The sequence below is a fragment of the Shinella sp. GW835-FHT14H05 genome (genome assembly GCF_058793575.1).
On record NZ_JBXAFY010000001.1, the window covers coordinates 1,247,890 to 1,262,435 of the forward strand.

Consider the following 14,546-nt stretch of genomic DNA (forward strand, 5'->3'; position numbering starts at 1 on the left):
GCCTTTTTCTTCAGGCGACGACCATGTTCCGGCCCATGGATTTGGCGCGGTAGAGATTGCGGTCGGATGCGGCGAGCGTCTCGACAGGATCGAAACGCGGCGCGCAATGGAAGGCGCCGATGCTGATGCCGAGCGCGATCCGCACGCCCAAGGAGGTGCGCAGGTCGATGGCTTCCACCGCCTCGCGGATCGCCTGCGAACGATCGAGCATGCGCTCCGGCGAGGCCGCGTGCAGGAAGACGGCGAATTCCTCGCCGCCGAGCCGACCGACCAGGTCGTCTTCCGCGACCAGCCGGGACAGCAGGGTGCCGATGCGGCTGAGCGCCTCGTCGCCGGCCGCATGGCCGAAACGGTCGTTGACCGACTTGAAATGATCCACGTCGAGGAAGAGCAGGCCGCCATGCGCGCCGGCGCGGCTGCGTTCATCGAGGGCTGCCATGAAGGTCGCGCGGGTGAAGACGCCGGTCAGGGCATCGCGCTGCGCCTGGTATTGCAGGCGGGCATAGGCGTCGGCGAGCTCGTCTTTCGCTTGCGCCAGCGCGGCGTTGGCCGAGCGCACCTTCTCCGCCAGGTAAAAATGCACGAGCGAAGCCGGGATGGAGATGGCGATCGGGCAGACGATCGTCATGACGAGGCCGGCGCCGGCCACCTCGCCACCCATCATGGGAACGAAGGCGAAGCTGATCATCAGCGATGCCAGCGTGGAGAGCACGCCCACCGCCAATGCCTTGCCCAGGATTTTGTACATGAGGAGCCCGCGCCGATTGTTGATCGCGGGCTCCTCACTAGGAGCGTCTGATTGAAAAAGCCTGAATTGCTTCGATAAAAGTCTTCCGGGCGATCACATTGACGTAAGGGAAGGCAGTCTAGCGGTCGGACCAGACCGCAAGCTCGTAGCCATCCGGATCGGTGAACTGGAAACGCCGGCCGCCGGGAAAGTCGAAGATCGGCTTGACGATCGTTCCGCCGGCCTTTTCCACGCTGCCGAAGATGGCTTCCAGATCATCCGCGAAGAGAATGACCAGCGGCCCGCCGCTGGCATGCACCGGCGCCGTCGTCGTGAAACCGCCGGTGAGGCGGCCGTCCTGAAATTCGCAATATTGCGGGCCGTAGTCGGTGAAGGTCCAGCCGAAGGCGTCGCCGTAGAAGGCCTTGCTCCGGGCGATATCCGCGACGTTGAATTCGATATAGTCGATCTTGCGATCCGCGCCCCTGTTGCTCATCGCGGCGTCTCCTGTTCCATGAGTTTTACCAGCGCTTCGAGGTCGCGCGTCACATGCGCCGCGTCCGACTCAAAGGCTGCGTCGTCCATATCCGGTTGCCGCAGCAGCGTGAACATCACCTCGCATCCATCGCCATTCGGCACGATGCGCAGCGCGTTTTCCACCACAAGGCCGTTTGGCAGCGTCACCGTGTGGTCGACCACGCCAAAATCGTTCGGCGGCGCAAAGCGCACGCGCACATTGCCGATCGGTCCGCCATCGGCGATCCAGTCCTCGCCGTCGCGTGTCAGGCCGGAGGCGAGGCCGGATGCCCAGAGCGGCATGTTTTCCGGCTTGGCGGCAAAGTCATAGACCGTGCGCCAGTCGCGCCGAATGGTCCGGTGGATGATGCGGGCGGGCATGGTCGTCATCGGTTTTCTCCTTCGGCGCGACCATACGCGATCGGCGCGCGAAGTCTTGAACGAAACGGACAGTCAGCCGCGCATCTGCCGCAGGATTTCGCCCGGCGTCAGGCCGGTCAGCGCCAGCACGTCGCGGTTCATATGCGCCTGGTCGGCAAAGCCGGAATCGGCTGCAAGCCCGGCCAGCGACGTTTCCGGGGTTTCAATCCGGTCGAGCAGCCTTTGCAGCCGCAGGATGCGGGCAAGCGTCTTCGGGCCGTAGCCGAATTCCGCCACGCTCAGCCGCCGCAAGGTGCGCTCCGTCACGCCGATTTCGGCGGCGATCGATTCTGCCGGCAAGCGCGTGCTCAGCGCATGAAGCGCCGCGGCATCGGGCCGCATGGCGGGCAGGTCGCACATCTCCGAAGCGAAAATCGTCTGCAGCAGCCGGAGCCTTTTCAGCGGATCGCCGGCCGCGAGCAGGCGTTCATGATGCCGGTTCAATCCGCCCGGGCGGATATCGGCGAAGGGCACGACCCGGCCGGTCAGGGCATCAAGATCGCAGCGCAGGAGGTGGCGCGCGATGCCCGGCTGGAAGCGCAGGCCCAGGATCGCCTCGCCCGGCCGCAGCCTTGGAAACGCGGCGGTCCGGTCCGGGCCTGCAATGAGAAAACCTTGCTCCGTCCACAGCAGGTCGACGCAGCCATCCGGCACGACGGCGATGCGCGGGGCCGACTCTCCCTCCGGCGCCCGGTGCATCCAGGCGCAGCGAAGCACGGCCGAAAGCGCGCCCGCGGCGGCATATTCGCGGTAATCGCCGTAGCGTTTCGCCAGGATCGTCTCCGTCATCGCGTCCTTTCTGTGCGGCAACCCGCCACGCCATGCCACGCCGCAAACTTGACTTACATCAACGATGGCGGCGGTTGTTGGCGTCATTGTGGTGGCACAACGACAGGTGCCGCAGAAGCCATGCAACAGAATACCACCACGATCTACAATTCCGTCGAGCGCCACGACGCCGAACCCGTCAATTCGGCGAAGGTCCGCAAGCCGCTTTACGAGAAGCGCAAGAAGATCTTCCCGAAGCGCGCGGAGGGGCGGTTCCGGCAGTTCAAATGGCTGGTCATGCTGGTGACGCTCGGCATCTACTACCTGACGCCGTGGATCCGCTGGGACCGCGGCCCGCATGCGCCGGACCAGGCCGTGCTCGTCGATCTCGCCGGCCGCCGCTTCTACGTCTTCTTCATCGAGATCTGGCCGCAGGAATTCTTCTTCGTGGCGGGCCTGCTCGTCATGGCGGGTTTCGGGCTCTTCCTCGTCACCTCCGCCGTCGGGCGGGCCTGGTGCGGTTATGCCTGTCCGCAGACCGTCTGGGTCGATCTCTTCCTCGTGGTAGAACGGGCGATCGAGGGTGACCGCAATGCGCGCATCAAGCTCGACAGCGGACCGTGGACGCTGGACAAGGTGTGGAAGCGCGTCAGCAAACATGTCATCTGGCTGGTCATCGCGGTGGCGACCGGCGGCGCGTGGATCTTCTATTTCGCCGATGCGCCGACCCTGCTCGTCAATTTCGCGACGCTTCAGGCGCCGCCCGTCGCCTACATGACCGTCGCCATCCTGACGGCCACTACTTACGTTTTCGGCGGGCTGATGCGCGAGCAGGTCTGCACCTATATGTGTCCGTGGCCGCGCATCCAGGCGGCGATGCTCGATGAAAGCTCGCTGGTCGTCACCTACAACGACTGGCGCGGCGAGCCGCGCACGCGCCATGCCAAGAAGGCGATCGCGGCCGGCGAGAGCGTCGGCGACTGCGTGGATTGCAATGCCTGCGTCGTCGTCTGTCCCATGGGCATCGACATCCGCGATGGCCAGCAGATGGAGTGCATCACCTGCGCGCTCTGCATCGATGCCTGCGACACTGTGATGGACAAGCTCGGCCGGGAACGCGGCCTGATCGCCTATGCCACGCTGTCGGACTATTCGAGCAACATGGCGCTCGCCACCGCGGGCGGCACGACCGCGATCGATCCCCGGCGCGTGCGGGACGCCAAAGGACGCTTTAGCGACAAGATCCGCCATTTCGACTGGCGCATCATTTTTCGCCCGCGCACGCTGCTCTATTTCGGCATCTGGTCGCTCGCCGGCCTCGCGCTGGTCTTCGCGTTGCTGTCACGCGATAGGCTGGATCTCAACGTCATCCACGACCGCAACCCGCAATTCGTGCTCGAATCGGACGGCTCGGTGCGCAACGGCTATGCCGTGAAACTGCTTAACATGATCCCCGAGCCGCGCGTCATCACCGTATCGATCGAGGGCATGCCGGGCGCCACCATGAAGGTCGCGGGCCATGACAGCGCCGATAGCCGCAGCGTCGATATCCCCGCCGACCCCGATAAGGTGACGGCCGTCCGGGTCTTCGTGACGCTGCCGAAGGATCGCCTCGCGGAGGCGGCCGACGGGTTCCGCATCATCGCCGAGGACCGGCAGGGCCACGAACGCGACGTCTATTCCGCCAATTTCAACACGCCGGGAGCGAAATGATGGCTACGCAACACAAGCAAGGTTTCGTCTTCACCGGCTGGCACATGCTCGGTGTCATGGTGCTGTTCTTCGGCACCATCATCACCGTCAACCTGATCATGGCCTGGAACGCCTCGCATAGCTGGAGCGGCCTCGTCGTGCCGAACACCTATGTCGCCAGCCAGCAGTTCAACGGCAAGGTGGCGGAAGCCAAGGCGCTGGCGGCGAGCGGCATCGAGGGCAGCCTGGCGATCGAGGGCGGCCGCATCACCTACAAGGTCCTCGATTCCAAGGGTGCGCCGATCATCGCCGACGACGTCCTGGCCGTCTTCAAGCGGCCGGTCGATGAACGCAAGGACTTTTCCGTCGATCTCCAGCCGGCCGGGCAGGGGTTATTCGTAGCGGAGTACGCCGTGCCGGCCGGCCAATGGATCGTTGATATCAGCACGAAGCGCGACGGCGCGAAGGTCTTTCACCAGACGCTCCGCACCGTGGCCGGAGGGGGCGTGCAATGAGCTGCTGCGCACCCGGCACGGAAGGCGCCGTCGAGGCGGCGCGTGCGGCTTTGCCCTCCTCGGAGGAGTTGTTGCTCGCCAGCCGCCTGGTCGGCGAGGGACTGCGCCAGAGCGATCTCAGCGTGCCTGGCGTGTTTTGCGGCACCTGCATCACGACCATCGAAGGCGCGCTGAATGCGCTGCCGGAGGTGGAGCGCGCGCGTGTGAACCTTTCCACGCGCCGCGTTTCCGTGGTCTGGAAAGAGGAGGTCGAAGGGCGGCGGACCGATCCGCAGTTGATCGCCGTCGCGATCAAGGCCACCGGCTATGACGCGCATCTCTTCTCGCTTGCCGCCGAGGGCGACGATCACCTGCGCAACCAGCTGATCCGCGCCGTCGCCGTCGCCGGTTTCGCCGCGACGAACATCATGCTGCTCTCGGTCTCCGTCTGGTCGGGGGCGGAGGCCGCGACGCGCGACCTGTTCCACTGGATTTCCGCCTTCATCGCCGGCCCGACGCTGATCTATGCCGGCCGCTTCTTCTACCAGTCGGCGTGGAATGCGCTGCGTCACGGCCGCACCAACATGGATGTGCCCATCGCGCTCGCCATCACGCTGTCCTACGTCGTTTCGCTGTGGGAAACGCTGCACAGCGCGGAACATGCCTGGTTCGACGCGACGGTGAGCCTGCTGTTCTTCCTGCTCATCGGCCGCACGCTCGACCATGTCATGCGCGACCGTGCCCGTTCGGCGATCACCGGGCTGGCGCGCCTCTCGCCGCGCGGTGCCATGGTGGTGCGGCCGGATGGCACACGCGACTATCGCCCGGTCGAGGAGATCGCCATCGGCGAGCACCTCTCGATTGCCGCCGGCGAGCGCATCCCCGTCGATTGCCGCGTGCTGTCCGGCGCCAGCGACGTCGACCGCTCGATCGTCAATGGCGAAAGCGATCCGCTCGCCGCCACGCCCGGCACGCGGCTCGAAGCCGGCCCGATGAACCTCACGGGCTCGTTGCTGGTCGAGGCCGTCGCCACGGCGCGCAATTCGTTCCTGTCGGAGGTCATCGGCCTGATGGAGGCCGCCGAAGGGGGCAGGGCGCGTTATCGCCGCATCGCGGATCGTGCGGCGCAGATCTATTCGCCGGCCGTGCACCTGCTGGCGCTCACCGCCTTCCTCGGCTGGGGCCTTTACGATGGCGACTGGAAACACGCCATGCTCGTCGCCATCGCCGTGCTGATCATCACCTGCCCCTGCGCGCTCGGCCTTGCGGTGCCCGTCGTGCAGGTCGTCGCGGCGGGCCGGCTTTTTGCCGGTGGCGTCATGGTGAAGGACGGTTCGGCCATGGAGCGCCTCGCCGAAATCGACACCGCCGTCTTCGACAAGACTGGCACGCTGACGCTCGGCAAGCCGCGCCTCGTCGATCGCGACAAGGTCAACCGCAGCCACCTGGCGCTTGCCGCCGCGCTCGCCGCCCATTCGCGCCATCCGCTTTCGATGGCGCTTGCGGGGGCCAATGCCGGCCCGACGCCCGTCATTGACGGGGTAAAGGAGATTGCCGGCGGTGGCCTCGAAGCCGCAACGCCGCAGGGCCTGCTCCGCCTCGGCAACCGCGCCTTCGCCTGCGGCAAGGCGATGACGGGCGCAGAGGAACATGGGTTGTCCGAGGTCGTGCTGTCGCGCGACGGCGCGGAGCTCGAAACCTTCCGCTTCGAGGATGCCTTGCGCACCGGTGCCGCCGAGACGATTCACGCCCTGAAGCGGGACGGAATCGAGATGGCCATCCTCTCCGGCGACCGCGCGCCCGCCGTGGCCCGCATTGCCGGTTTGCTCGGCGTCGGGCGGTGGCGTGCCGCCCTTTCGCCGCGGGACAAGACGCAGGCCGTCGCAGAACGCGCGGCCGATGGCCACCGTGTGCTGATGGTCGGCGACGGCATCAACGACGCGCCAGCGCTGGCCGCCGCCCACGTCTCCATGGCGCCCGCGACGGCGGCGGATGTCGGAAGGCAGGCGGCGGATTTCGTCTTCCTGCATGAAAGCCTCGAAGCCGTCCCCTTTGCCCTTGAGACCGCCCGCCGCGCCGGCCGCCTGATCCGCCAGAATTTCGCGCTCGCCATCGGCTACAATGTCATTGCCGTGCCGGTCGCGATTCTCGGCCATGCCACGCCGTTGATCGCCGCCATCGCCATGTCTACCTCGTCGATCATCGTGGTGGTCAACTCGCTGCGACTGCGCGGAAAAATGCCGGCCTTCGCGACGCGTGCAGCCGGCGAGGCACGCCCGGCCGAGCCCATGGTGCAAGCCGCATGAACACGCTGGTCTTCCTCATTCCCATCGCGCTTTTCCTCGGCGGGCTCGGTCTTGCCGCCTTTCTCTGGTCGCTGAAGAGCGGTCAATATGACGATGTGGAGGGCGCCGCCTGGCGTGTTCTCGACGATGGCGACGACCGGCCTGGTAGCTAAAGCGCGCTTTAGCTCTTTGATTTTTCGCATGTCGTTGGCGCAAAACCGCTGCACACTTTTGCGCGACATGCTTTAGTTTCAACTGGTTCTAAAAGCGTTGCTTCACCAAACATTTGCTTGTCGTAAATCGATTTGAATGCCAAAACACGTCGGCTGGAGCGGAGCTCCAAAATCTCTTTCTGCGCGGCGTTTCCGGCTGGGTCCGGACCAATCCCACGCCGCGCCATCCTACGGAGGTATGAACGTGGCACAGGCGGAAATCGGGCTTATCGGCCTCGGTGTGATGGGGTCGAACCTCGCGCTCAACATTGCCGAAAAAGGCAACAAGATCGCGGTTTTCAACCGCACGGTGGCGCGCACGAAGGAATTTTACGAGGAGGCCGGCGACCTCCAGGGCCAGATCGTGCCCTGCGACACGATCGAAGAGTTTGTCGCCGCCATTCGCCCGCCGCGCCCGATCATCATCATGATCCAGGCGGGTGCCGCGGTCGACCAGCAGATGGAACTGCTGCGCCCTTATCTCGAAAAAAACGACATCATGATCGATGCCGGCAACGCGAATTTTCGCGATACGATGCGCCGCTTCGATGCGCTGAAGGATTCGGGCCTCACCTTCATCGGCATGGGCGTTTCTGGCGGTGAAGAGGGCGCGCGCCACGGCCCGTCCATCATGGTGGGCGGCACGGAAGATTCGTGGAAGCGCGTCGAGAAGGTGCTGACCTCGATTGCCGCTAAGTACAACGACGACCCGTGCGTCGCCTGGCTCGGCGAAAACGGCGCCGGCCACTTCGTGAAGACTATCCACAACGGCATCGAATATGCCGACATGCAGATGATCGCTGAAATCTACGGCATCCTGCGCGACGGCCTGAAGATGAGCGCGCCCGAGATTGCCGACGTCTTTGCCGAGTGGAACAAGGGCCGCCTCGAATCCTACCTCATCGAGATTTCGGCAAAGGTGCTGGCCGCCAAGGACCCGATCAGCGGCAACCCGATCGTCGACATGATCCTCGACAAGGCCGGCCAGAAGGGCACCGGAAAATGGTCCGCCATCGAGGCGCAGAACATGGGCGTGCCGGCAACCGGCATCGAGGCCGCCGTCGCCGCCCGCTCCATCTCCTCGTTCAAGACCGAGCGGGAAGCCGCCGAAAAGATCCTCGGCCTGCCGGATGTGCCTGCGCTCACCGTCGCCGACAAGGCCGCCTTCCTCAAGGACCTCGAAAGCGCGCTGCTCGCCGGCAAGATCGGCGCCTATGCGCAGGGTTTTGCGGTGATGTCCGCCGCCTCCAAGGAATATAGCTGGAACCTGCCGATGCCGACGATCGCCAAGATCTGGCGCGCCGGCTGCATCATCCGCTCGCAGTTCCTCGACGAAATCACCAGCGCCTTCACCAAGGCGCCGGATGCCGCCAACCTGATCGTCACCCCGGCCTTCGCGACGATGGTCAAGGACACCGACGGTGCACTGCGCCGCGTCGTCTCGGCCGCTGCCCTCCATGGTTTGCCGGCGCCCGCACTCGCTTCCGCCCTTGGCTATTTCGACAGCTACCGCCGCGGCCGCGGCACGGCAAACGTCATCCAGGCCCAGCGCGACTTCTTCGGCGCACACGGCTTCGACCGCACCGACGGTGCCGACAGCCACCACGGCCCGTGGGGTTCCGGCCTCAACGGCTGATTTCAAGCCTGTTCGAAGAAACCGCCCGCGAAAGAACTTTCGCGGGCGGTTTTTCTTTGGCGATTCAGAATGGTCGGTATTTGCCGTCTGTTTGAACTCGCCCTATCATCTCTGTGCCTAGGAAGCTAAATGATTGCGCGACAAATACAGGTTGTGTAGAACGTGTAAAAATCAACTGAGTGACCTTCATGTTCCCAGAATTTCAGTCTTTTCTCGCCAACCGTCGTCAAGAGATTGCTCATAACGAGCAGGGGGAATTCAGAGAGACCTCGGAGCCGGATACCTCTCTGGCAAGCGCCAAGATCATGGAACAGCTTGGCATTGCCCGGCAACCCGGCATCACGGCGCATGATCAATTGAGCAAATGGCTGCTCGCGGCGAGCCAGGCAGAGCGCGAAGAGGCCGGTCTCGGTTTGCCAATTCCAGCATCGCCGGTCCATTTCATACCGGGCCAATACAATATCTACTACGACTTCAAGAACACCGACATCGCGCTTGATGAATTGCAGAAGGCAGGAGTCGATATCAAGGGCACGTTGCTCGACTTTGGCTGTAGTTCCGGCCGCAATCTCGCGGTGCTTCAGAAAGCTTTTGGCGAGCAGTTGGAACTGTTCGGTGTCGATCCCGCCACAGCGTCCATCGAATGGGTCAACAAGCATATTCCCGGGGTCGTCGCGAAGGTAAGCCAGCAGGAGCCACCGCTACCCTTTGATCATGGCATGTTCGATCTCATCATTGCGAAGAGCATTTGGACGCACTTTTCGGAGGCGGCCGGCAAACGATGGTTTTCCGAAATGCGGCGCGTCATGAAGAAGGGCGGTCATTTTCTCTTCTCGGTGCACGGACCGCACGACATTGCATCCCGTATCATCAAGGACGTCCCGCTGCCGAAGTACGAGCGTTTCGCCGGTCATGAGAAGTGGACCCGGGACACATTCCTGCTAGATCTCGTGAAGACCTACGAGCGCGATGGCTTCTATTTTCAGCCATTCAAGCAGGTCGGCAACCAAGGCGATCTGAGATTGATCGAGGATGCCGTCACGGACGATTGGGGGCTCACGTTCATATCGCCCGAATATCTGCGTTCGATGTTGCCCGACGACATTTCGATCATACAGCGCTCGATCGGCCGCACCGGCAACCGGCATGATGTCTACGTCGTGAGGCGCGACTAGCCTCCCGTCATCATTCGGTCGGGATCGGATAGCTCAGCGTCTGGAGTTCTGCAGGAGGCTTGCCTTCGATGCGGGCGATCACGGCTTTTGCCAGTTCGCGGCCGGCGAGGCGGATGTCTTCACGCATGGTCACGACTTCGGGCCGCAGCCATTGCAGCAGCATGTGCGATTCCTTGGAGACGAGGTCGATGTCGTGGCCGAGCTTGCGGCCGTGCGCCTCCAGCGCTGCGACCAGCGCCACCGCACCGGAGCCGCTGCCCGAGACGATGCCGTCCGGCGCGTCGGGGCCGTCGAGCATCGTCTCGGCCGCCTTGCGGATGTCGACGAGGCTGGTGTCGAGGTTCACCTGGCTGAACGGCAGCGCGGTCGCGCCGAAATCCCGAATGCCCTTTTCGAAGCCGGCGCGCATGTGCAGGTAGAAGGTCAGGTATGGCGGGGGTTGCAGCAGCACGAGGCGTTTGCGCCCGCGTTCGACGAGTTTTCGCACGGCCTCGTAGGCGAAGCGTTCGTTGTCGAAATCGTGGTAGGGGTGGGTCAGCCCCATTTCCGTGCGGCCATGGGTGGCGAAGGGAAAGTTGCGCTCCATCATCAGCGCGACGCGCGGGTCCTTCGGCTCGGTGCGCGAGATGATCACGCCATCCGCCGCACCCGTCTCCAGCACGTAGCGCACGGGATCCAGAGCATTGCCCTGCGCACGGTAGGGCGTCACCACGAGATGGTACTGCGTGGTCGCGAGGATTTCCGAGATGCCGATGACCATCGGGCTCGACAGGCCCATGATCTCCTCTTCCAGGCTGAGGATCAGGCTGATGACATTGGTCTTGCCGGTGCGTAGCCGCACACCGGCGCGGTTCGGCTGGTAGCCGATCTGACGGGCGACGAGGCGCACGCGCTCCTTCGTCTCGGCGCTGATATCGGGCGCATCCTTGAGCGCGCGCGACACGGTGGTGATGCCGAGGCCGGTCATGAAGGCGATCGTCTTCAGCGTCGGCCGTTCGTTCGGTGGCGGAAGCGCTGTCGCCTGGCCCTCGCTCATCGTCTGTCCATCCCCTCCCTGCCACGCCTGTGCCCCGTGGGCCGGTTATACATTTTTTAACCCGCCCCGCCACTCTTTACCGGGAGCGCCTGTAAAACTGTAACGATACAGGTCTTTTGTCGAGCGGATTTTTTCGACGGGCTGCCGGCGACCCGCGCTCGAGCCCGCGTTGCGCCGCAAAGCGATAATTTATGCGGTTGCGAAATTTCGCTCTTGGCTAGAACTTTGCTTTCGGAATTAGATAAATAAAAACAGATATTTGATCTGGCCTTGATGTTTTGTGACATGGCAACTTGTGCAGCGCAAAATGATGCTCTTCGGGGACGGAAGTCCCTGCTTCACAAGAAACCTTGTTTTTGTGATCGCTGCCCGGTTGCGCGATTAAATCGATTGGGTTACGTTTTTACTGCAACGTTTCAGTGAGGGAGGAGACTCATGAAAATCCGTTCTTTGGCTGCCATGCTGGCAGCAACCGTGATCCTGCCGTTCGCCGCAGCCCATGCGACCGATCTGGAAGTGACGCATTGGTGGACGTCCGGCGGGGAAGCCGCGGCGGTCGCCGAATTCGCCAAGGCCTTCGATGCCACGGGCAACAAATGGGTCGATGGCGCCATCGCCGGCGCCGGCGGCACGGCCCGTCCGATCATGGTGAGCCGCATCACCGGCGGCGACCCGATGGCCGCAACCCAGTTCAACCATGGCCGCCAGGCCGAGGAGCTGGTGGAAGCCGGCCTGATGCGCGACCTGACCGACGTCGCGACGCGCGAAAACTGGAAGGACATCATCAAGCCGGCGGGCCTGCTCGACAGCTGCACGATCGACGGCAAGATCTATTGCGTGCCCGTCAACATCCATTCCTGGCAGTGGCTCTGGCTGTCCAACGGCGCCTTCGAGGCGGCGGGCGTCGCCGTTCCGAAGAACTGGGACGAGTTCGTCGCGGCCGGGCCGGCGCTTGAAAAGGCCGGCATCGTTCCGCTCGCTGTGGGCGGCCAGGCATGGCAGGCGGCTGGCGCCTTCGACGTGCTGATGCTGGCGCTTGGCGGCAAGGACACATTCTACAAGGTCTACAAGGACAAGGACGCCGAGGTGGCGGCCGGTGCGGATGTCGCCAAGGTCTTCAAGGCGGCCGACGACGCTCGTCGCCTGTCCAAGGGCACGAATGTGCAGGACTGGAACCAGGCGACCAACATGGTGATCACCGGCAAGGCCGGCGGGCAGATCATGGGCGACTGGGCGCAGGGCGAGTTCGCTCTTGCGGGCAAGGTTGCCGGCAAGGACTATTCCTGCCTTCCGGGCCTTGGCGTGAACGAGGTGATCGCGACGGGTGGCGACGCCTTCTATTTCCCGGTCCTTGAGGACGAGGAGAAGTCGAAGGCGCAGGAGGTGCTTGCGTCCACGCTCGTCAGCCCGACGGCGCAGGTCGCCTTCAACCTGAAGAAGGGCTCGCTGCCGGTGCGCGGCGACGTCGACCTTGCCGCCGCCAACGACTGCATGAAGAAGGGTCTCGACATCCTTGCCAAGGGCAATGTGGTCGAATGGGTCGACCAGCTCCTTTCGGCCGATAGCCAGAAGCAGAAGGAAGACCTCTTCTCCGAATTCTTCGCCAATGCATCGATGACGCCGGAAGACGCCCAGAAGCGTTTTGCCGACATCATCGCTTCGGCGGATTGACCAGGGTCGCGTGACGCCGACGCCTGCTGTTGGCAGGCGTCGTTCACCCCTGATCGAAGACCAAGGAGGAGTGACCCATGACGGGCCAGGTACACACCGGTCGACCCCGTAAACTGCTGCGCAATCTCAGTGCCAAGATTGCTTCCATTCCCATGGTGCTCACCGCCGTCGTCATCTTTCTCGGCGGCACCGTGTGGACGGTCGTCTATTCGTTCACCAATTCGAAGCTGCTGCCGCGGGCGAACTTCGTCGGCCTCGACCAGTATGAGCGCCTGTGGGATGCACCGCGCTGGATCATGTCGATCCAGAATCTCGCGATCTATGGCGTCCTGACGCTCATCTTCAGTCTGGTGATGGGCTTTTTGCTCGCCGCGCTGATGGACCAGAAGATCCGCTTCGAAAACACATTCCGCACAATCTTCCTCTATCCTTTCGCGCTGTCCTTCATCGTCACCGGCCTCGTCTGGCAGTGGATTTTGAACCCGGAATTCGGCGTGCAGTCGGTCGTGCGCTCGCTCGGCTGGGAGACGTTCGCCTTCGATCCCCTCTACAATTCCGACATCGTCATCTATGGCGTGCTGATCGCCGGCCTCTGGCAGGGCACGGGCCTCGTCATGTGCCTGCTGCTCGCGGGTCTTCGCGGTATTGACGAGGACATCTGGAAGGCTTCGCGCGTCGACGGCATCCCGATGTGGAAGACCTATCTCTTCATCATCATCCCGATGATGCGACCCGTCTTCATCACCACGCTCGTCATCATCGCGAGCGGCATCGTCAAGGTCTACGACCTCGTCGTGGCGCAGACGAGCGGCGGCCCGGGTATCTCGTCGGAAGTGCCGGCAAAATACGTCTACGATTACATGTTCCAGGCGCAGAACCTGGGGCAGGGCTTTGCCGCCTCCACCATGATGCTCGTCACGGTCGCCATCATCATCGTGCCCTGGGCCTATCTCGAATTCGGAGGGCGCAAGCGTGTCTGACAGCGTTGTTCTCAAGGCCGGCCCGGCGCTTGCCGCCGCCACCAAGGCCGGTATCGAACCCTACGGGGCAAAACCCCGCCGCGTGCTCTCGGGCCGCAACATCATGCTCTACGGCACGCTCACCCTTGCAGCGCTCTATTACCTGCTGCCGCTCTACGTGATGGTCGTCACGTCGATGAAGGGCATGCCGGAAATCCGCCTCGGCAACATCTTCTCGCCGCCGCTGGAAATCACCTTTGAACCCTGGGCCAAGGCCTGGGCGAGCGCCTGCACGGGCCTCAACTGCGACGGCCTCTCGCGCGGCTTCTGGAATTCGGTGCGCATCACCATTCCCTCGACGCTGATCTCGATCCTCGTCGCCTCGGTCAACGGCTATGCGCTCGCCAACTGGAAGTTCAAGGGCGCGGATATCTTCTTCACCATCCTCATCGTCGGCGCCTTCATTCCCTACCAGGTGATGATCTATCCGATCGTCATCGTGCTGCGCGAAATGGGCATCTACGGCACGCTGACCGGCCTCGTCATCGTGCACACCATCTTCGGCATGCCGATCCTGACGTTGCTCTTCCGCAACTATTTCTCGTCGCTGCCGGAAGAGCTGTTCAAGGCGGCGCGCATCGATGGCGCCGGGTTCTGGCAGATCTACTTCCGCATCATGCTGCCGATGTCGCTGCCGATCTTCGTCGTCGCCATGATCCTGCAGATCACCGGCATCTGGAACGACTTCCTGTTCGGCGTCGTGTTCACCCGGCCGGAATATTACCCGATGACCGTGCAGCTCAACAACATCGTCAACTCCGTCCAGGGGGTGAAGGAATACAACGTCAACATGGCCGCAACGCTGCTCACCGGCGCGGTTCCGCTCATCGTTTATTTCGTGTCGGGACGGCTCTTCGTCCGCGGCATCGCCGCCGGCGCAGTCAAGGGTTAAGCC

General features: G+C 63.4%; 14 protein-coding genes. 9 read left to right on the plus strand and 5 right to left on the minus strand.

Features of this window, described 5'->3' with window-relative positions:
- Nucleotides 1–10 precede the first annotated feature (10 nt).
- The 4 genes from AC1Q6Z_RS06135 to AC1Q6Z_RS06150 form a co-directional block, all read right to left on the minus strand.
- On the minus strand, nt 11–748 hold the full coding sequence (locus AC1Q6Z_RS06135; RefSeq protein ID WP_492647060.1) for a GGDEF domain-containing protein: 738 nt from the start codon (nt 746–748) through the stop codon (nt 11–13).
- Nucleotides 749–866: 118 nt separating this feature from the next.
- Nucleotides 867–1,223, minus strand: a complete 357-nt coding sequence (locus tag AC1Q6Z_RS06140) for a VOC family protein (RefSeq protein WP_492647061.1) — start codon at nt 1,221–1,223, stop codon at nt 867–869.
- Nucleotides 1,220–1,633 (minus strand): SRPBCC family protein, encoded by a 414-nt coding sequence (locus AC1Q6Z_RS06145; protein WP_492647062.1) that lies wholly within the window; start codon nt 1,631–1,633, stop codon nt 1,220–1,222. Before AC1Q6Z_RS06145 ends, AC1Q6Z_RS06140 begins: the two co-directional genes overlap by 4 nt.
- A gap of 63 nt (nt 1,634–1,696) precedes the next feature.
- Nucleotides 1,697–2,452: a helix-turn-helix domain-containing protein gene (locus AC1Q6Z_RS06150; RefSeq protein WP_492647063.1), complete on the minus strand. Its 756-nt coding sequence runs from the start codon at nt 2,450–2,452 to the stop codon at nt 1,697–1,699.
- 120 nt (nt 2,453–2,572) lie between these two features.
- Between AC1Q6Z_RS06150 and ccoG the strand changes: the two genes are divergently transcribed.
- From ccoG to AC1Q6Z_RS06180, 6 genes are all read left to right on the plus strand, one after another.
- On the plus strand, nt 2,573–4,144 hold the full coding sequence (ccoG, locus tag AC1Q6Z_RS06155) for a cytochrome c oxidase accessory protein CcoG (RefSeq protein ID WP_492647064.1): 1,572 nt from the start codon (nt 2,573–2,575) through the stop codon (nt 4,142–4,144).
- A complete protein-coding gene (locus tag AC1Q6Z_RS06160; RefSeq protein WP_492647065.1) occupies nt 4,144–4,638 on the plus strand; it encodes a FixH family protein in 495 nt (164 codons plus the stop codon). The genes ccoG and AC1Q6Z_RS06160 overlap by 1 nt, the downstream gene beginning before the upstream one ends.
- Nucleotides 4,635–6,923 carry a cation-translocating P-type ATPase gene (locus AC1Q6Z_RS06165; RefSeq protein ID WP_492647066.1) on the plus strand — a complete coding sequence of 763 codons (2,289 nt, stop codon included), beginning with the start codon at nt 4,635–4,637 and terminating at the stop codon, nt 6,921–6,923. The genes AC1Q6Z_RS06160 and AC1Q6Z_RS06165 overlap by 4 nt, the downstream gene beginning before the upstream one ends.
- Nucleotides 6,920–7,075, plus strand: a complete 156-nt coding sequence (ccoS, locus tag AC1Q6Z_RS06170; RefSeq protein ID WP_492647067.1) for a cbb3-type cytochrome oxidase assembly protein CcoS — start codon at nt 6,920–6,922, stop codon at nt 7,073–7,075. Before AC1Q6Z_RS06165 ends, ccoS begins: the two co-directional genes overlap by 4 nt.
- Before the next feature lie 244 nt (nt 7,076–7,319).
- Nucleotides 7,320–8,750: an NADP-dependent phosphogluconate dehydrogenase gene (gnd, locus tag AC1Q6Z_RS06175; protein WP_256115523.1), complete on the plus strand. Its 1,431-nt coding sequence runs from the start codon at nt 7,320–7,322 to the stop codon at nt 8,748–8,750.
- A 188-nt stretch (nt 8,751–8,938) separates the two neighbouring features.
- Nucleotides 8,939–9,925, plus strand: a complete 987-nt coding sequence (locus AC1Q6Z_RS06180; protein ID WP_492647259.1) for a class I SAM-dependent methyltransferase — start codon at nt 8,939–8,941, stop codon at nt 9,923–9,925.
- Nucleotides 9,926–9,935: 10 nt separating this feature from the next.
- Here the strand turns inward: AC1Q6Z_RS06180 and AC1Q6Z_RS06185 are convergent, their stop codons facing one another.
- Nucleotides 9,936–10,961, minus strand: coding sequence for a LacI family transcriptional regulator (locus AC1Q6Z_RS06185; protein WP_492647068.1), 1,026 nt, complete (start codon nt 10,959–10,961; stop codon nt 9,936–9,938).
- Between the two features lie 435 nt (nt 10,962–11,396).
- Here AC1Q6Z_RS06185 and AC1Q6Z_RS06190 point away from each other — a divergent pair, with 435 nt between their 5' ends.
- From AC1Q6Z_RS06190 to AC1Q6Z_RS06200, 3 genes are all read left to right on the plus strand, one after another.
- Nucleotides 11,397–12,632: an ABC transporter substrate-binding protein gene (locus AC1Q6Z_RS06190; RefSeq protein ID WP_435267038.1), complete on the plus strand. Its 1,236-nt coding sequence runs from the start codon at nt 11,397–11,399 to the stop codon at nt 12,630–12,632.
- A gap of 77 nt (nt 12,633–12,709) precedes the next feature.
- Entirely contained in the window at nt 12,710–13,612 is a 903-nt protein-coding gene (locus tag AC1Q6Z_RS06195) for a carbohydrate ABC transporter permease (RefSeq protein WP_439618931.1), read from the plus strand.
- 52 nt (nt 13,613–13,664) lie between these two features.
- Nucleotides 13,665–14,543: a carbohydrate ABC transporter permease gene (locus AC1Q6Z_RS06200; RefSeq protein WP_492647260.1), complete on the plus strand. Its 879-nt coding sequence runs from the start codon at nt 13,665–13,667 to the stop codon at nt 14,541–14,543.
- The last annotated feature ends 3 nt before the right edge of the window (nt 14,544–14,546 follow it).